Origin of the sequence: Aquamicrobium sp. LC103 (assembly GCF_001014615.2) — a bacterium.
In the GTDB taxonomy this organism is placed as follows: Bacteria; Pseudomonadota; Alphaproteobacteria; order Rhizobiales; family Rhizobiaceae; genus LBCQ02.
The window spans coordinates 17,845-36,621 of record NZ_LBCQ02000014.1 but is presented as its reverse complement, the minus strand read 5'-3'; the positions used below and the strand labels follow the sequence as shown (position 1 = coordinate 36,621).

12 protein-coding genes are annotated in these 18,777 nt (G+C 65.2%); 7 read left to right on the top strand and 5 right to left on the bottom strand.

All coding sequences use genetic code 11. The features are described from left to right. Window positions 1-16 precede the first annotated feature (16 nt). Window positions 17-994 (bottom strand): NADPH:quinone reductase, encoded by a 978-nt coding sequence (locus XW59_RS24305; protein ID WP_047148576.1) that lies wholly within the window; start codon window positions 992-994, stop codon window positions 17-19. A 205-nt stretch (window positions 995-1,199) separates the two neighbouring features. Between XW59_RS24305 and XW59_RS24300 the strand changes: the two genes are divergently transcribed. The 6 genes from XW59_RS24300 (at window position 1,200) to XW59_RS24275 (ending at window position 7,934) form a co-directional block, all read left to right on the top strand. Continuing rightward, window positions 1,200-2,159, top strand: a complete 960-nt coding sequence (locus XW59_RS24300; protein ID WP_137327088.1) for a DMT family transporter — start codon at window positions 1,200-1,202, stop codon at window positions 2,157-2,159. Between the two features lie 65 nt (window positions 2,160-2,224). Beyond that, complete coding sequence (locus tag XW59_RS24295) at window positions 2,225-3,679, top strand: glutamine synthetase family protein (protein ID WP_082137814.1); 1,455 nt, start codon at window positions 2,225-2,227, stop codon at window positions 3,677-3,679. A gap of 137 nt (window positions 3,680-3,816) precedes the next feature. Then, complete coding sequence (locus tag XW59_RS24290) at window positions 3,817-4,908, top strand: polyamine ABC transporter substrate-binding protein (protein WP_047148578.1); 1,092 nt, start codon at window positions 3,817-3,819, stop codon at window positions 4,906-4,908. Between the two features lie 81 nt (window positions 4,909-4,989). Then, entirely contained in the window at window positions 4,990-6,132 is a 1,143-nt protein-coding gene (locus XW59_RS24285) for an ABC transporter ATP-binding protein (protein ID WP_047148579.1), read from the top strand. Between the two features lie 40 nt (window positions 6,133-6,172). Further along, window positions 6,173-7,111 (top strand): ABC transporter permease subunit, encoded by a 939-nt coding sequence (locus XW59_RS24280; protein WP_047148639.1) that lies wholly within the window; start codon window positions 6,173-6,175, stop codon window positions 7,109-7,111. A gap of 1 nt (window position 7,112) precedes the next feature. Further along, the gene (locus XW59_RS24275; RefSeq protein ID WP_047148580.1) at window positions 7,113-7,934 is read left to right on the top strand and encodes an ABC transporter permease subunit; all 822 of its coding nucleotides are present in this window, start codon (window positions 7,113-7,115) and stop codon (window positions 7,932-7,934) included. Between the two features lie 8 nt (window positions 7,935-7,942). On the opposite strand, the gene XW59_RS24270 is transcribed toward XW59_RS24275, so the two are convergent. Then, entirely contained in the window at window positions 7,943-9,781 is a 1,839-nt protein-coding gene (locus tag XW59_RS24270; protein WP_246666199.1) for an AsmA-like C-terminal region-containing protein, read from the bottom strand. Window positions 9,782-10,019: 238 nt separating this feature from the next. On the opposite strand from XW59_RS24270, the gene XW59_RS24265 reads away from it, so the two are divergent. Beyond that, window positions 10,020-11,978 carry an acetoacetate--CoA ligase gene (locus tag XW59_RS24265; RefSeq protein ID WP_047148582.1) on the top strand — a complete coding sequence of 653 codons (1,959 nt, stop codon included), beginning with the start codon at window positions 10,020-10,022 and terminating at the stop codon, window positions 11,976-11,978. 221 nt (window positions 11,979-12,199) lie between these two features. On the opposite strand, the gene XW59_RS24260 is transcribed toward XW59_RS24265, so the two are convergent. From XW59_RS24260 to XW59_RS24250, 3 genes are all read right to left on the bottom strand, one after another. Further along, window positions 12,200-13,915, bottom strand: coding sequence for an iron ABC transporter permease (locus XW59_RS24260; RefSeq protein WP_246666198.1), 1,716 nt, complete (start codon window positions 13,913-13,915; stop codon window positions 12,200-12,202). 76 nt (window positions 13,916-13,991) lie between these two features. Continuing rightward, entirely contained in the window at window positions 13,992-15,050 is a 1,059-nt protein-coding gene (locus XW59_RS24255) for a Fe(3+) ABC transporter substrate-binding protein (protein ID WP_082137816.1), read from the bottom strand. Window positions 15,051-15,247: 197 nt separating this feature from the next. Further along, complete coding sequence (locus XW59_RS24250) at window positions 15,248-18,682, bottom strand: PAS domain S-box protein (RefSeq protein WP_047148583.1); 3,435 nt, start codon at window positions 18,680-18,682, stop codon at window positions 15,248-15,250. Window positions 18,683-18,777: the final 95 nt, after the last annotated feature.

Sequence of the window (18,777 nt, the reverse complement as noted above, 5' to 3'; positions counted from 1 at the left end):
ACGGAGCCGGGCATCCTCAATCGATCTTCAGTACCACATTGCCGGTGATGCGACCGTTTTCGACGGTTTCGTGCGCGGCCGCGATCTCCGCAAGCGGAAAGGTCGCGCCGATCGAATGGCGCAAGGCGCCGGCTTGGAGCAGGCGGTTCAACTCGCCGACCGCCCGTTTTCTCTCCTCCGGCAGCAGCTCGTAGACGACGAAGACCTGGAGCGTGAGGCTGCCCCACAGCATTGCCGGAAACGAAATCGGGATATCGCCCGGCACGTTGGAGCCGTAGCACACCATCTTGCCGTGCGGCGCGAGCACGCCCTCGGACAGGAGGGCCGCGGTGGACGAAAGATCCATGTCGATGACCGCGTCCACGCCCCGGCCGCCGGTGATCTCCCTGACGCGCTCGGCGACATTCTCGGTCTTGTAGTCGATCACATGGTCGGCGCCGGCGGCTTTCGCATGATCGGCGCGCGTGGCCGAAGCCGTACCGATGACCTGCGCGCCGCGCAGCTTGGCGATCTGAACGGCATAGTCGCCGACCGCCGCGGCCGCCCCTGTGACCAGCAGGGTCCTGCCGGCGATATCGCCATGCAGCTCCACCGCGTGGAGCGCGGTGAGCGCGGGAATGCCGAGGCAGGCGCCCGCGTCGAAATCGACATTGTCGGGCAGCCGCACGGCCTGAGCCGAGGGCAGCGCGATGAATTCGGCGGCAGTGCCGAACGGGCGCTTCCACTGACCGTTCCATGTCCACACGCGCTCTCCGATCCGAGCCTTGTCGACGCCGTCGCCGACAGCCTCGATCACGCCCGCGCCGTCGGAATGCGGCACGATGCGCGGGAAGGCGAGCGGCCGTCCGGCGCGGCTCTTCACGTCGGAAGGGTTCACGCCGGAGGTGGAAAGCCGCACCAGCACCTCGCCGACTCCCGGCCGCGGCGTTTCCGTTTCGCCGGCAACGAGCACTTCACGTGCCTTGCCGTTCCTTTCATACCAAGCGGCCTTCATACGGTTCTCCCTCGTGCCATCGATGATCGTTGCCGATACTCCGCCATGACGGTGGGAGATCGCAAGTCCGCAGCCTGCCTCTTCCTTCACCGTGTGCTAATGAGATGGAGACGCTGGACCATGCGGGCGGTTGGCAATTCGCGTTAGGCGAAGCTTAGCGCGCCGACGTTGCGGAGCGCCGCAACCCTTGCCGAGCCGAACTGCCATGGCCGAGACTTTGCCACCGCGTGAAGCCGCGCCCGCGCCGGCGGAGGTGAGCTCGCGCGACGAGCGCATCGGCTTTCTCCTCGTCTTCCTTTCCGCGCTTTTCTGGAGTTTCGGCGGGGCCATCGAGCGCTTCATCGAGGTCGACGATTCGTGGGTGGTGGTGTTCTGGCGCTCCTTCTGGGCAGCCGCCTTCCTGCTCGGCTACATGTTCTGGCGCGACGGCGTTGCCGGCACGGTGCGGCTCTTCGCCAACATGGGCCTGCCGGGCGTGGCGGTCGCCTGCTGCTTCGCCACCGCCTCCACCTCTTTCGTCGTCGCGCTCGGCTACACGACCGTCGCCAACATTCTGCTGATGCAGGCGGGCGCGCCGCTGATCGCCGCGCTGCTTGCCTTCATCCTCTTCCGCGAAAGGATTTCGACGCCCACCTGGGTGGCGATCGCGGCGGTCATCGCAGGCGTGGCGATCATGGTTTCGGAATCCTTCGACGGCAGCGTCTCGCCGATAGGCGATGGCCTGGCGCTCACCATCGCCTTCGTCTTCGCCTGCGCGACCGTCATCACCCGCCGCTACGCGCATGTGCGCATGACGCCGGCGACCTGCCTCGGCACGATGATCGCGGGATCGTTCGCCGCCACGCAGTTGTCTTCCTTTGCCGTCACCGGCCATGACATGGGCTTCCTGTTCGCCTTCGGCGCGCTCAATCTCGGCCTTGGGCTTGCCTTCTTCGCGACCGGCGCGCGGATGATCCCGGCCGCCTACGCGGCCCTGATCAGCACTTTCGAGCCTCTGCTCGGCCCCGTCTGGGTCTGGCTGGTTCATTCCGAGATCCCGTCGCAGCGCACGATGATCGGCGGTGCCATCGTCTTCGCCGCGCTGCTCACCCATATCGGTCTGGAATTCCGCCGCCAGATGCGCCCCGCCAGGCCGGGCGTGACGGGAATGCCTTCTCCCCATTGACAAGCTCCGAGCCGCAGAGGAGGCTATGTCATCGTCAACAACGTGACAGGCTCATCTTGCGAAACATGTCGACGGGCGTATTGGAGCCCGGGAACAAGCGTCCAACCAAGAAGCACCAAACCGCATCTGAAGCGCCGGCAAGCGCGCTTTCTCCGCCTCCGGACAAGCGGTTCATTTCGCCCGATCACGAAAACGAATATCGGGCCTTCATCGAAGAACATCCCGACATCGAGGCCGTCGAATTCCTGATGGTCGATCCGAACGGCGTCATGCGCGGCAAGTGGGCGCCGGGCGACGCCTTGAAGAAGGCCTTCCAGGAAGGCGTCAATTTTCCGATGTCGCTGCACGGGCTCGACGTTTGGGGCCGGGAGGTCGTCGAGACCGGACTGCACATCGAGACCGGTGACAAGGATGGCTATTGCCGGGCGACGCGCGGCTCCCTCTCGATCGTTCCCTGGGCCAAGCGCAAGACGGCGCAGGTGCTGCTGCAGACCTTCAGCCCCGAGGGCGAGCCCTTCATGGCCGATCCGCGGCAGGTGCTGAAGCGCAAGGTGGCCGAGGTCAACGCGCGCGGCTTCTTCCCCGTCGTCGCGTTCGAGCTCGAATTCTATCTTCTCGACCCGCAGCTCGACTGGGACGACGGCATGCCGGGTCCCGTGGGCGCCACGGCCGGGCCGGACCGGCTGCGCATGTACGGGCTCGACGATCTCGCCGAGCACGCGGAACTGTTCGACATGATCCGCGACGCCGCCGCCGCGCAAAACCTGCCGATCGACACGATCATCAAGGAGGCCGCGCCCGGCCAGTTCGAGGTCAACCTCAAGCACCGCGCCGATCCGCTGCGCGCGGCCGACGACGTGATCATGCTGTGGCGCATCGTCATCGGCTGCGCCCGCGCGCATGGCCTGACGGCGACCTTCATGGCCAAACCGTTCCTCGAATATGCGGGCAACGGCATGCATGTCCACGCTTCCATGCTCGACGCGGACGGCCGCAACATCTTCGGAGGCCCCTCCGGGCGCAAGAAGCTGGAAGCGGCGGTCGCCGGCCTGCTCAGGACCATGCCGGAATCGTTGCTGCTCTTCATCAACACCTGGAACGGTTTCCGCCGCATCACGCCGGGCTCGTACGCGCCGACGCGCGCCGTCTGGGCGGAGAACAACCGCTCCGTGGCGCTGCGCATCCCGGTGTCCAACGAGGAGAACCGACGCGTCGAGCATCGCATCGCCGGCGCCGACGCAAATCCGTATCTGGTGATGGCGGCGATCATCCAGGGAATGACCGAGGGCATCGAGAACGATTACGTCCCGCCGCCGCCGGTGGAAGGCAACGCCTATGACGACGAAGGCCTGTTCCTGCCCGACGACATGGACGACGCCCTCCAGTTGATGGCGAAAAGCACCTTCGTGGATCGCGCGCTCGGGCCGCTCCTCGCCAAGGTCTATCGCGACCTGAAGCGCGCCGAAATCATCGCGTTCTGGAGCGAGATCACGCCGCTGGAGCGCAGCACGTATCTTTGAGGCAGCGCGGCGAATTGGTGCTTGTCGCACTGCAAAAAGGCCAATAGGCTCAATGATAAACCCGGCCTGATTTTCCATGAAAACGAGCCGGGATCAGGGGTAGGGGCACATGCTGCTCCGGCAAAGAGGAGAATAAGATGATCCGTAAGGCAATCCTGCTTGCGTCCGCCTGCGTGCTGGCGACGAGCTTCGCCGCGAATGCTCAACAGCGCGTCGTCAACGTCTACAACTGGTCCGACTACATCGATTCCTCGATCATCGACGAGTTCACCAAGAAGACCGGCATCCGCGTCGTCTACGACGTCTTCGATTCCAACGAGATCCTCGAGACCAAGCTTCTCGCGGGAGGTTCCGGCTACGACATCGTCGTGCCGACGGCGCAGTTCCTGGCGCGGCAGATCCAGGCGGGCGTGTTCCAGAAGTTGCAGAAGGACAAGCTGCCGAACCTCTCCAACATGTGGGACGTGGTTTCGGAACGCACCGCCGGCTACGATCCGAACAACGACTACTCGATCAACTATATGTGGGGCACGGTCGGTATCGGCTACAATACCGAGAAGGTGAAGGAAGCGCTCGGCATCGACGAGATCGACAGCTGGGATGTCGTCTTCCAGCCGGAGCAGATCGCCAAGCTCGCGAGCTGCGGCGTCTATTTCCTCGATTCGCCGACCGACGTGATCCCGACGGTATTCGCCTATCTCGGCATCGAGCCGACCAGCACCGAGCCGGACGACCTCGCCAAGGCGGAGGAGCTCTTGCTCAAGGTCAGGCCGCATGTGCGCAAGTTCCATTCCTCCGAATACATCAACGCGCTCGCCAATGGCGACATCTGCGTGGCGATCGGCTGGTCGGGCGACGTCTTCCAGGCCGCCGACCGCGCCGAGGAAGCCGACCAGGGCGTGGAAGTCGCCTACAGCGTGCCGAAGGAAGGCGCGGAAATGTGGTTCGACCAGATGGCCATTCCCGCCGACGCCAAGAATGTCGAGGAGGCACACGAGTTCCTGAATTTCATCATGGAACCCGAGGTCATCGCCAAGGCGACGAACTACGTCTACTTCGCCAACGGCAACAAGGCTTCGCAGGAGTTCATCGACAAGGAAATCCTTGACGACCCCTCGATCTATCCTGACGACGAAGCGCTCGCCAAGCTGTTCACGATCCAGCCCTACGAGCCGCGGTTCCAGCGCCAGGTGACGAGGAGCTGGACCAAGATCGTCACCGGCCAATAAGATTGCGAACGAAGCCCTGGCGCATCCTGCCGGGGCTTTTCTTTCGTCCCGCATGTGTTTTGGGGAGCATCGGATAGGGACATGAAATCGCTCGGCAGCATTCGCAGGAGTTTCGCTCCGTGGAACGATCCTGCCGCCAGGCCCTATATTTCGTTCGAGGGCATCACCAAGCGCTTCGGCGACTTCACCGCCGTCGACAATCTGACACTGGACATCTACGAGCGCGAGTTCTTCGCGCTGCTCGGCGCATCCGGCTGCGGCAAAACCACCTTGCTGCGCATGCTGGCGGGCTTCGAGCAGCCGACTTCCGGCCGCATCCTGCTCGACGGACAGGACATAAGCGGCATCCCGCCCTATCGCCGGCCGGTGAACATGATGTTCCAGTCCTATGCGCTGTTTCCGCATATGACGGTGGAGGCCAACATCGCCTTCGGCCTCAAGCAGGACGGTATGCCCAAGCCGGAGATCGAGGCGCGCGTGGCCGAGATGCTGAAGCTCGTCAAGCTCGAGAAGTTCGCCAAGCGCAAGCCGCATCAGCTTTCAGGCGGGCAACGCCAGCGCGTCGCGCTCGCCCGTTCGGTCGCCAAGCGGCCGAAGGTGCTGCTGCTCGACGAGCCGCTAGGCGCGCTCGACAAGAAGCTGCGCGAGGAAACCCAGTTCGAGCTCATGGACCTGCAGCAGGAACTCGGCCTCACCTTCGTGGTGGTCACCCACGACCAGGAAGAGGCCATGACCATGGCCGACCGCATCGCGATCATGGACAAGGGCGAGGTCATGCAGGTCGCGACGCCCGCCGAAATCTACGAGGCCCCGGCCTCGCGCTTCGTCGCCGATTTCGTCGGCTCGGTGAACCTCTTCGAGGGCGTGGTGCGCGAGCGCGACGCCAAGGGCACGACGATCGCCGACAATGGCGGCATGACGATCCGTACCGACATTGCCGGCGAGGAAGCCTCTCCCGGCCAGCCGGTCTGGTTCGCGATCCGGCCGGAGAAGATCAAGGTCTCCTCCAGGAAGCCCGCCAACGGCTTCAACGCGGCCGAGGGCGAGATCTGGGACATCGCCTATCTCGGCGACATGACCGTCTACCACGTAAAGCTCGACGACGGGCGGATCGTGAAGACCAGCGCGGTCAATGCCGCGCGCGTGGTCGAGGATGCGCTCACCTGGAGCGATCGCGCCTGGATTTCGTTTCCCACCGACGCCGGTGTCGTCCTGACGAGATAGGAGAGGGGCAATGGCGGAGGCGGTGGAACGCGGCAGCGAAATGACGGCACAGGCGGGAGACAGCCTTGCAAACCGCGTCGTTTCCGCGCTGACCAGCCGACTGGTCATCGTCGCGCCCTATCTGTGGCTGCTGTTCTTCTTCCTCGTTCCGTTCCTCATCGTCTTCAAGATCTCGCTTTCGCAGACGGCGATCGCGATGCCGCCCTATACGCCGGTGTTCAGCCTCACGGATGGAATGTCGGCGCTGCTTTCCGGCCTGTCGGAACTGTCCTTCGAGAACTACCTCTGGCTCGTCGACGATCCGCTTTATTTCAACGCCTATGTGTCGAGCCTGATTATCGCGGCGGTCTCGACCCTGCTGACCCTCCTCGTCGGCTATCCTCTCGCCTACGGCATGGCGCGCGCGCCGGCCTCGCTGCGGCCGATGCTGCTGATGCTGGTCATCCTGCCCTTCTGGACGAGCTTCCTGATCCGCGTCTACGCCTGGATCGGCATTCTCAAGCCGGAAGGGCTGCTCAACCAGTTCCTGCTCTTCCTCGGCGTGATCGACCAGCCGCTGCTCATCATGAACACCAACACGGCGATCTATATCGGCATCGTCTACTCCTACCTGCCTTTCATGGTGCTGCCGCTCTACGCGACGCTGGAGAAGATGGACTATTCGTTGATCGAGGCCGCGCAGGACCTCGGCTGCACGCCGTCCGGCGCCTTCTGGAAGATCACCGTGCCGCTGTCGATGCCGGGCGTGGTGGCCGGCTGCCTGCTGGTCTTCATCCCCGCCGTCGGTGAATTCGTCATTCCCGACCTGCTCGGCGGATCGCAGACCCTCATGATCGGCAAGACCTTGTGGAACGAGTTCTTCGCCAATCGCGACTGGCCGGTCTCGTCGGCGGTGGCGGTGATCCTGCTTCTCATCCTCGTCGTGCCGATCATGTTCTTCCAGCGGGCGCAGGCGCGCGCCCAGGAACAGGGACGCTGACATGGAAGCGAAGCTGAGCCGCTTCAACGTCGCCTCGCTGGTATTGGGCTTCGCCTTCCTCTACCTGCCGATCGTGCTCCTGGTCATCTATTCGTTCAACGCCTCGCGACTGGTTACCGTCTGGGGCGGCTTCTCGACGCGCTGGTACGTGTCGCTGTTCTCCAACCAGGGTCTGCTCGATGCCGCCTGGGTGACCGCGCGCGTCGCCTTCATCTCGGCCTCGGTCGCGACCGTGCTCGGCACGCTGGCCGCCATCGCGCTTACCCGCTACACGCGGTTCCGCGGACGCTTCCTCTTTTCAGGCATGGTCTTCGCGCCGCTGGTCATGCCGGAGGTCATCACCGGCCTGTCGCTGCTTCTCCTGTTCGTCGCCATCGGTTTCGACCGCGGCTTCATGACGGTGACGCTGGCGCACATCACCTTTTCGATGTGCTTCGTGGCGGTGGTGGTGCAGTCGCGCCTGATGAGCTTCGACCGCTCGCTGGAGGAAGCTGCGATGGATCTCGGCGCGACGCCGGTGCGCACCTTCTTCCAGGTGACGCTCCCGGTCATCCTGCCGGCGATCGTTTCAGGCTGGATGCTCGCCTTCACTCTCTCGCTCGACGATCTGGTGATCGCCAGCTTCACCTCGGGACCCGGTGCCACCACGCTGCCGATGAAAATCTACAGCCAGGTGAGGCTCGGCGTGACGCCCGAGATCAATGCCGTGTGCACCATCCTGATCGCGATCGTGACGACCGGCGTCATCATCGCGTCGATCGTCAACAAGCGCCGCGACATCCAGCGCCAGCGCGACGAGCAGGCAGCGCAGCGCGGCGAGTAGCTGCCGCTCTATTCGTTCGCGGGATCGAGGTCGCCCAGGCGGCGCATGGGCGACACGAACGGCGCGTCCCAGGCGCCTCCGATGAAGAAGGAAGCCTCCGGCTCGCCCTGCGCGCCGTCCGCGTTCACGGGCGCGATGTCGCCCGAAAGCGCCAGCGCCCGGCCGAAATAGGGCGCGATGCCCTCGACGGCGATGATCCTGTTCTCCAGAAGCAGGTTGGCCTTCTCGACGCGGGCGACGCCGCTGGTCACCGTCGCCTTCAGGTCGAAGCCGCGCACGGCGAGCGAACCGTCGGTGACTTCGGCCAGGGAGAAGAAATCGCCTTCCTTCAAACGCTCGGTGAAGGCGGCGAGATTGAAGCCGTTGACCGTGCCGGCGCCGAGCGTGGCCGTGACCGAGCCCTGCGAATTGCCCAGCACCGTGTTCCAGTCCGTGCCCGTTCCCTTCAGCATCAGCGAGACATTCGCCTTGCCCTGCGGCGAAAGGCGCGTATCGCCGAAGATCTTCGCGAACGCCGCCGCATCGACCTCCTCGGCCAGCAGACGCATTTCGACGGCTTTGCCCTCCTCGACACGGTCGATCCGCATTCCGGTCTGAAGCGTTCCCCCGAAGGCGGTCGCATCCGAAATGTCGAATACCGTCAGCCCGGCCTTGATCTGCGCGGTGGCGGCCACTTCGCTCATCGTGATCCGGCCGAGGGTGGCGTTCGCGGCGGACAGTCTCACATCGAGGTTGAGCTGCTCCGCGAAAGCGGTGTCGATCTCGTCGTGAATGTCGGCGCGCCCGGTCGCCAACGGAGTGAACGCGGCCAGGAACGAGCCGAGATCGAGCTTGTCGAAGGCGAGCGTGCCGTTGATGCCGGGTACGTCGGCGAACGCCGCGTTGAGCACGCCCTTGCCGACATTGCCGCCGAGATCGATCTCCAGCGTATCGAATTTCAAGAGCTTCGCGTTGCCCGTCATCTTGCTGGTGGCGGTGATGGAGCCGATCGCGGCGCCCGCGGCGATGTTCGTCTGCGACCATTCCAGCGCCCGCCTCAGCGAAGGGGAGGAAAGGCTCATCGCGCCGTCGAAGAACGAATTCTCCGAGAGGTTGGCGACCCCTTCGAAGGATGCGTTGAGCGGCGCGGACTTCAGCGCGACCCTCGCCGGTGCGTTTCCCCCGGCAAGCAGGACCAGCGGCTGCTGGCTCGACCCTTCGACGGAGATGCTCTCGCCGCGCCAGATGCCGCTGGCGGAGAGTGTCGCCTGACGATTGAGCGCCGGCCAGGAGATGCGTCCGGCCAGCCCGGTGACGAGGTTCTGTTCTCCGCCGCGACCTCGATCGAGGACGATGCGGCCCTCCTTGAACTCGACCGTGCCGAAGGCGTTGGAGGGCAGGGCGCCGAGATCGGGCGAGCCGGGATTGTTGGCGATCACGGCGCGGGCCGTCTCCACCGCGTGCATCATGCGCCCGCCGCCCGGCGATGCCGGCAGATCGATCACGGACCCCGGTCGTGTCAGCCGCAAAAGCGGTTGCGAGATCGACAGGCTGGAAAAGACGACATTGCCGCGCAGCGCGGCGAGGGCGGAAAGCTCGACATCGACGCGGTCGGCCTCGATCACGGGCGGGGCGTCGGTGCTGGCCCACTCGTGAAGCGCCACGTCGGTGAGGGTGGCGCTGAAGGTCGGCCAGACATGCAGCACCGGGGCCTCGCCGAGCGACACGCGGTAGCCGCTCCACAGGCTGAGCTCATATGCGATGCGGTCGCGGACGATCTGCGTGGATGCAAGCCAGGGCAATACGCCGATCAACAGCATCGCGGCGACGATGAGCGCGGCCAAAGCGGCGATGCCCGTCCTGACCATCGATTGACTCATCCTACCTCGCTGCCGCCATCAGGCGTGTCAAATACACCCCCGCGCCGCTACCCAATACTCGCGGACACCGCTTTTCAAGTTTTTGTGGCCCGGACAAGGCAATTTCCAACAGTTGCGTCCGCGCCGACCCATCCATCTTGCCTTGTTGCGTTGCGATATGCTTAACCGGATGCGAGATTTTCGGCGCGCATGGCACTGGCCGCGAACGCCGCCTGGGAGGAGCGAGATGAATCAGAATACCCCGCTGTGGACCCCGTCCGCCGAGAGAATTGCGCAAGCGCCGATGACGGATTTCATGGCGCGGGCCAGTGCGGCGAGCGGTCGGGCGATCACCGATTACCGGGCGCTCCATGCCTGGTCGGTCGAGGAGCGGGAAGCGTTCTGGAGCCTGATCTGGGAGTATTGCGGCGTCGTCGGCGAACGCGGCGGGCGCATCCTCACCGATGGCGACAAGATGCCGGGTGCGTCCTTCTTTCCCGACGCAAGCCTCAACTTTGCGGAAAACCTCCTGAGGAAGTCGGGACCGGGCGACGCGCTCGTCTTCCGCGGCGAGGACAAGGTCGAGCGCCGTATGTCGTGGAACGAGCTGCGCGCACTGGTTTCGCGGTTGCAGCAGTTCCTGAGGTCGCACGGCGTGAAGGCCGGCGACCGGGTGGCCGGCATGATGCCCAACATGCCCGAAACGATCGCCGCGATGCTCGCCGCGACCTCGCTGGGCGCGATCTGGTCGTCCTGTTCCCCCGACTTCGGCGAACAGGGCGTGCTCGACCGTTTCGGGCAGATCGAGCCGGTCGTCTTCGTCGCGCCGGACGGCTATTGGTACAACGGGAAGCGCATCGAGGTCGGCGAGAAGGTCGCTGCGGTGGTCGCCCAGCTGCCGAGCCTGCGCGCCGTGCTGGTCGTCGACTATCTGGGCGAGGCGCAAAAGGTCGCGGGAGCGATCGGCATTGCGTCGTCCCTCGAGGACGCGATCGGGGATATTCCCGAGGCGCCGCTGGAATTCACGCGGCTGCCCTTCTCGCATCCGCTCTATATCCTCTTCTCCTCCGGCACCACCGGCATTCCGAAATGCATCGTCCATTCCGCCGGCGGCGCGCTGCTCCAGCATCTCAAGGAACATCAGCTCCATGCCGGCATCAGGGAGGGCGATCGCGTCTTCTACTTCACCACCTGCGGCTGGATGATGTGGAACTGGCTGGTGACGGGCCTCGCCTCCGGCGCGACGCTGCTGCTCTATGACGGGTCGCCCTTCCACCCGGACGGCAACGTCATCTTCGACTACGCGCAGGCGGAGAAGATGACCTATTTCGGCACCTCGGCGAAGTTCATCGACGCAGTGCGCAAGGCGGGCCTGGAGCCGATCAGGACACATGATCTGTCCTCCGTCCGCGTCATCTCGTCCACCGGCTCGCCGCTGGCGCCGGAGGGCTTCCGCTACGTCTATGACGGCATCAAGAACGACGTACACCTGGCGTCGATTTCCGGCGGCACGGACATCGCCGCCTGCTTCGTCATCGGCGTTCCGATCCAGCCGGTGTGGATCGGCGAAATCCAGGGCCCGGCGCTCGGCATGGCGGTCGACGTATGGGACGACGACGGCAGGCCGATAAGGGGAGAGAAGGGCGAACTCGTCTGCACGCGCGCATTCCCCTCCATGCCGATCAGGTTCTGGAACGATCCGGACGGCGAGAAGTATCATTCGGCCTATTTCGAGCGGTTCGAGAATGTCTGGTGCCACGGCGATTTCGCCGAGTGGACGGAACATGGCGGCATCGTCATCCACGGCCGTTCGGACGCGACGCTGAATCCGGGCGGCGTGCGCATCGGCACGGCGGAGATCTACAATCAGGTCGAGCAGATGGACGAGATCGTCGAGGCGATCTGCATCGGCCAGACCTGGGACGACGACGTCCGCGTCGTCCTGTTCGTCCGGCTTGCCGAGGGGGTTGAACTGGACGCCGACCTCGAAAAGCGGATCAAGGCGAAGATCCGTACCGGCGCGAGCCCGCGCCACGTTCCGGCGAAGATCGTGGCCGTGGCGGACATTCCGCGCACCAAGTCGGGCAAGATCACGGAGCTGGCCGTCCGCGACGTGGTCCATGGCCGTGCGGTCAAGAACAAGGAAGCGCTGGCCAATCCGGAAGCGCTCGACCTCTTCAAGGATGTCCCGGCGCTGCAGGATTGAGGTTAACGAACGGTCACCCGGAAATTTACCGAGATTTCACGGGTGATACGCTTTCGTAAACTTTGCGGACCGCCGGTAAGGCTTTGTTAAGGTCCGGCCACGATAGTCGTGCGTAACTTGAGGTTGGATACCTCTCCGAGCCCCCGCCGGAGAATTGCTCAAGCCCCTCGTTTGACAGCCAAATCACTTCAGGCGCCCTTGCGGCGCCTTTTCTTTTGGGCTCACAGCATCGCCTCGCGGTCGCGCATCAGCGCTCCCGACAAGAGCACGACCGGAACGAGCGCGGTGAGGATGATGAGGAGCGCGGCGACCGCGCCGTCCTGCACCACGCCGCGCGAGGCCTGTTCGTAGACGAAGGTGGCCAGCGTGTTGAACCCGAAGGGGCGCAGCAGGATGGTGGCGGAAAGTTCCTTGATCGTATCGACGAAGACCAGCACGGCCGCCGTCAGGATCGCCGGTTTGAGCAGCGGCAGGAGAACCCGCCACGCACTGCCGAACGAGGATTGGCCGAGGCTGCGGGCGGCATGGTCGATGTTTGGCGGCAGCTTCTCGAGGCCGGAATGGATCGCCCCTTCCGCGAGCGCCAGGAAGCGTATCGAGCAGGCGAGCACCACCGCGGTGGCGGAGCCGGTGAGCAACAGCCCGGTCGAATAGTCGAAATGCTCGCGCATCAGCGCGTCGAGCGCATTGTCGAAGCGGGCAAGCGCGAAGAGCAGGCCGAGGCCCATGATCGTGCCCGGCAGCGCGTAGCCGATCATCGCGAACCGCGTCAGCAGGCTGACGGTGCGCGAGCGCGCGACGCGGGCGGCGTTGATGAGCAGGAGGGCGACGAAGACGGCAAGCATCGCGGCCGTCGAGGCGGTCGTCACGCTGTGGGTGAAGGCACGAAGCAGAGCCGGATCGAAGAGCTGGTCGATGCGGCGCGACGCATAGCTTCCGAAGATATAGAACGGCACGCCGAAGCCGAGCAGCACCGGCATCAGCACGGCCAATGTCGCGGCCGGCCCCTTCCAGCCGGTGAGGCGGGTGCGCGGCGGGCGGGCGACGATATGCGTCGCGCGTGCCGCATGGAAGCGCTGGCGCCGCCGCGCCCACTGCTCCGCCAGAAGCAGCGCGAACACCAGCACGAGCATCAGCATCGCGATCTGCGCGGCGCCCTCGAGGCTTCCCCGGTTGAGCCATGTCGAGAAGACCGTGAGCGTGAGCGTGCGTACGCCGAGATATTCGGCAGCGCCCATGTCGTTCAGCGTCTCCATCAGCACCAGCGCCACACCGGCGACGATGGCCGGGCGCGCCACCGGCAGCAGGATGCGCCGGAACACGGCCGAGGGCCTGGCGCCGAGCGTGCGCGCGACGTCGGCGATGTTGCGGCCCTGCATGATGAAGACGATGCGCGATGTGAGATAGACGTAAGGATAGAGGACGAAGGCGAGGACGAAAGCCACGCCGCCGGTCGAACGCAGGTCGGGAAACCAGTAGTCGCGCGCCGTCTGGAAGCCGAACATGGCGCGGTAGAGCGTCTGCACCGGCCCCGTGAAAAGGAAGAATTCCGCGAAGGCGTAGGCGGCAAGATATGGCGGCACGGCGAGCGGCAGCACCAGCGCCCAGGCGAGCGTCTTGCGGAAGGGAAACTCGTAGGCCACCACCAGCCAGGCGCTCGTCACGCCGATCGATGCCGACAGCACGGAGACCATGGCGAGCAATTGCAGCGTGGTCAGCGTTGCGCGCGGCAGCACGTTGGAAACGAGATGCGGCCACATCTCGCCCGTGCCGGTCAGGGCTATGCCGGCAAGGGTGAGGATCGGCATCAGTACGATCGCGCAGACGACGAGGGCGAACAGTTTCGTGAGCGAATGCCTCTCGCGCCGCGCGCGGGGCGCGCGTGCTTCCCGCGGATGGCCTTTCCCGCCGGCCGCCGTTTCGCTCAGGCTTGCCAAATCGTCACCGTTTCAAATGCGAAAGCCGGGCCACCTGCGCGGTCCGGCTTCCGATCTCTCAGGATCAGGTTCGCGCTTAGCTGGCCGGACCGTCGTCGATGCCGACGCGGTCGACCATCTCGGAAGCTTCCTTGCGGTTCTTCGCGATCTCGGCCAGCGGCAGCGTGTCGGCGTTCAGCTCGCCGAACGCCTTGACGACGGGCGAGGGCTCAAGGCCGGGCTCGACCGGATATTCGAAGGCCTGCTCCGCCTGGATCTGCTGTGCCTCGTGGCCGGACAGGAACTGGATCAGCTTGACGGCATTATCGCGGTTCGGCGCGTTCTTGGCGAGCGCGGCGCCCGAGACGTTGACATGCGTGCCGCCGTTCTCGAAGGTCGGGAACTTCACCTTGATGGCGTTGGCCCATTCCTTCTCTTCCGGCTCCTTGTCGTTGGTCTGCATCAGGCCGACATAGTAGGTGTTGCCGAGCGCGATGTCGCATTCGCCGGCCATGATGGCCTTGGCCTGCGGACGGTCGCCGCCGTCGGGCTTGCGCGCCAGGTTGTTCTTCAGACCGGTCATCCATTCCTCGGCCTTTTCCGGGCCCCAATGGGCGATCGCGGCGGAGAACAGCGCGAGATTGTAGTCGTGCTGGCCGGAGCGCATGCAGATCTTGCCCTTCCACTTCGGATCGGCGAGTTCGGCATAGGTCATCGGCTCGTCGCCGACCCGGTCCTTGGAGGCGTAGACGACGCGCGCGCGCTTGGTGATGCCGAACCAATGGCCCTCGGGATCGCGGTACTCGGCCGGCAGGTTGGCGTTGACGGTCTCGTCGTCGAGCGCCTGCGTCACGCCCTTTTCCTTGGCGTTGGTGAGGCGGGCGATGTCGACGGTGAGGATCACGTCGGCCGGCGAATTCGAGCCTTCGGCGAGAATGCGGTCTTCCAGGCCCTTGTCGAGGAAGAGAATCTCGGTGCGGATGCCGGTTTCGGCGGTGAAGGCGTCAAGCGCGGGCTTGATGAGCGCCGGCTGACGATAGGAATAGATATTGACGACTTCGTCCGCCGAGGCGGCGAAGGGGACATAGGCGATGCCTGCCGCGAGCGCGGCGGCGGCAAGTCGGCCGAACGTCGAAGACGCGTTTCCCGTGGTCATGTGGTCCTCCAAAACCTCGGGGGTTCAAATTCCCCGGAGCGAGTTTCTCTATGGTTCCCTCGTGGGAACCGCCGTCTATTGTGGGCATTTTCGGCAGGCGTCAAGGTAAAGGCAAATGATTTCAGTAGTTTAGAATTATTCTAAACTACTTTTATCAACTTTGCCCGCGGGAATGCGAGGAAATCGATGAGTCGCGGTCAGTCCGCCAGCACCCTGGTTGACGGAAAAGTGATCTCGACCAGCGTTCCCTCGCCGGGCGTGGAGGAGATCGAGAAACGCGCGCGGTTTGCCTCCACCATCGCCTTGGTGAGCGGCAGGCCGAGCCCGGTTCCGTCGTTGCGGCCTCTTTTCAGCGCGTTGATCTGCTTGAAGGGCTTCAGCGCCTGGTCGATCTCGGAAAGCGTCATGCCGATGCCGGTGTCGCGCACCCGCATGACGATGTCGCCGCTTGCTTCATAGGAAGTCGACACGATGACCTGGCCGCCGGCCTGGGTGTAGCGCACCGCGTTGGAAAGCAGGTTCAGCGCGATCTGGCGCACGCTGCGCAGGTCGGCCACCACCTCCGGCAGACGGGAGGAGAGGCTGGAGCGGATGATGACGCGCTCGCGGTTCGCCTGCGGCTGCATCATCGCCACCGTTTCGCCCAGCGTGTCGTTGAGCGAGACGGCTTCGTAGTTCATCTCCTGTTCGCCGGCCTCGATCTTGGAGATGTCGAGCAGATCGTTGACGAGGTCGAGGACGTGATTGCCCGAGCGGTTGATGTCGCGCAGGTAGTCGCGGTACCGGTCGGAGCCGATCGGCCCGAACTTCTCGTCCATCATCAGTTCCGAAAAGCCGATGATCGCGTTGAGCGGCGTGCGGATCTCGTGGCTGACGCGGGCGAGGAACTCGGTCTTCTGCGAGGACGAGCGCTCGGCCTGGGCGCGTGCCTGCGTCAGTTCCTCCTCGGCGCGCTTCCACTGCGTGATGTCGCGCACGACGGCGCAGAAGCCGCTGTCGCCGGGCAGGCGCCCGATGGTCATGAAGAGCGGGATGAAGCGGCCTTCGGCCTCGCGCCCGATGACCTCGCGGCCGTCATTGAGGACGCTCGCCACGCCGTTTTCCGACAGCCCGCTGAGATAGTCGCGCGCCGAGCGCTGGCTCTCGATCGCGAAGAGCGAGGTGAAGGGCTTGCCTTCCACTTGCGCGCTGTCGAAACCGAAGAGGGCTTCGGCGGGATGGCTGATGTTCCGGATCGTCCCGTCCTTGTCGATCAGCACGACGCCGTCGGTCGCCGTGTCGATGATGGCGCGCATCTCGGCCACCCGGCGCTCCAGCTCGCTCGTATCGGCTGCTTCCGGCATCGCCGGAGCGGGGAGCTGGGCGGCGAGAGCCGGCTTATCGATCGGCGGGCGATGCACGGCAAGCAGCAGTGCCTTGCCGCCGTTCCACGCAATCGACTGCAGATGCGCCTCGACCGGAAACTCGTCGCCGCCGAGCGCGCGCATCCGCAGCTTGCGCGCCTCCGGTCCCGCGGCTGCGCTGTCGGGATCACAATCCACGAAAAGCCGGCCGAGGCCGCCTTCGCGTTGGATCTGGTGCAGGCTCGCATAGCCGGTGAGGGTTAGGAATTCCGGATTGGCGTAATAGAGCGCGTCGCCGGCATGGATGAGCACGGCAAGCGGCAGGCCGGCCAGAATGCCGGTGTCGATCTCCTGGCGGTCGGCCTCGGGCCGCGCGGAAAACGCAGAAGGGAGGAAGCCGGCAGTCGCGATTTCGGGCGCTTCGACCGCCTGCCGTATGGCGACGACGGCTTCCGTGCCGCCGGCTTCCGCGGGATCGGTCGCGGAAGCAGGCTCCGCTTCCCTCGCCTCTTCGGGGGCGCTCCCGCTCGGTGCGACGCTTTCGGATGCGGTTCCGGCTTCTTGCTCTTCCTTGGTGGGGCTCTGCTCGTCGGTCGGCGCGGATTGCACGGCGTTGGCCGGTTCGCTGTCGTCTTCCACTGCCGGTCGAGATTTTCTCTTGCCGAAGACGGTCGGCGCGGCGCTTTCCGGCTCCTCGCCGGTCGTCTCGAAATCACGGCGCAGCCGGGCGCGGATCTCCTCCAACGCGTTGCGTTCGCCTGCGGTCAGGCTCTTGTCGGGTCCGTTGGATCGGTGCTCGGCGAGACGGATCACCTTGTCGCTCAGGCGATGTTCCTGCTCCGCGTCGATGGCGATCGCAGGAACCTCGTTCGTGAGGGGGGGGTCGCCGTCGACGGTCTCCGCCGGCGCTTCCAGAAATGCCGGTTCTTCGTCGGAAGCATCTTCGGCCGGTGGCTCGTCGGCTGTTTCACCTGGCGTGGCGAGCGACAAGCCGAGCGCTTCCGGGTCGGCCACGGCGTCGGCCATGCGGGCCACGCCGAAGCCTCGGAACCCCTCGAAATCGCGGTCGCGGTTGTAGACGGGCAGGGCGGCGAGGTCGACCGGCACGCGCAGCGCGGTTCCCGTTACCGGCCACAGCACCGAACGTCCCGACCAGGTGTCGCGACGCTCGAGCAGTCCGGCGATCTCGCGCTCGGGGTCGAGACCGAAGACATTGGCGACGTCGCCGAACTTGCGGCCGATGATGTCGGCAGCACCCGCGCCCACCGCTTCGACGAATTCCTCCGAGATGGTGCTGAACCGACCCTCGGCGTCGGTGCGCCAGACGAAGCGCACCGGCGCCGCCGCATGGTCCGGTTTAGCTTCCGGCGTGGCTTCGGGCCGCGAGGCAGGGATCGTTTCAGGATGGGAGACGGGGCGGACGGCCGCGGCCTTGGCCGGCTGGCGCTGGCGTTCGCCGATCGTATCGCCATGAAAATACCAACGGTCCTCCGAATGGGTGTTCTGCGCGGTCGGCTTCGGAGTGGCCGCCGATGTGCCGGGCTGAGAGGTTGGCGTCAGTTCCGCGCCGGACCCGGTTTCCCCGCTGGTCGGAAGATCGGCCGGCGGAGGCTCCACGGCGGAAACCTTCTCGTTGATGACAACCAGAAGATGCTTCGCCGGCATGTCGGTCAGGCGCGCGATACCCGCCGGAATCATGCCGTCTCCAGCCTCGATCGGCCGCTTGACGAGACGGTCGGTCTCGCCGCGTACTTCGGTCACGAGCCTTCGCCGCGTCATTTCGCTGACGGCGAGTTCGGCGAAGCCTTCCGAAGCGGCTTCGACAGCCCCTTCCTCATCGAGGAGCGCCGCGAAATAGCCGGCCTCCGTGAAGCCGCTTACCGCGCGCGCCGCTATTTCTCCCGCGCCGCGGGCAGACGACATCTTCGCGGGCACCGCCAGAAGGATCGCCGGTTCGCCGTCGGGAAGGCCGATGCCGCTCACGAGGATCGATATGGCGCGGCTGGAAAGGCCGCTGGCGAGCCTGACGGTGACGGACCGGTCGCGGCCCAGTTCTGGAAAGCCGGATACGGACGAAATCTGCCGCCTGGCGGGCAGTCCCAGCCCGGCGGACGCGCCCATGATCGCCTCGATGTCGGGATAGCCGAACAGCGCGGCGCCGGGGCCGTTCGCCCACACGACGTGATCCAGGTCCGTCGAGAGAATCGCGAGCGCGTCGCCCTCCGCGAAACGGGCGCGGACTTCCTCGAGCACGGCGATGTCGATGAACGAATAGGGGCCTGGAGCCATGCCTGATACGGAACCTTTGCAAGCGCGGGCGGACTTAACCCTTTATTAGTAAAATCAAGCCGCCGGCACGTCCACAGCAAGGCGGCCCGGCTTGG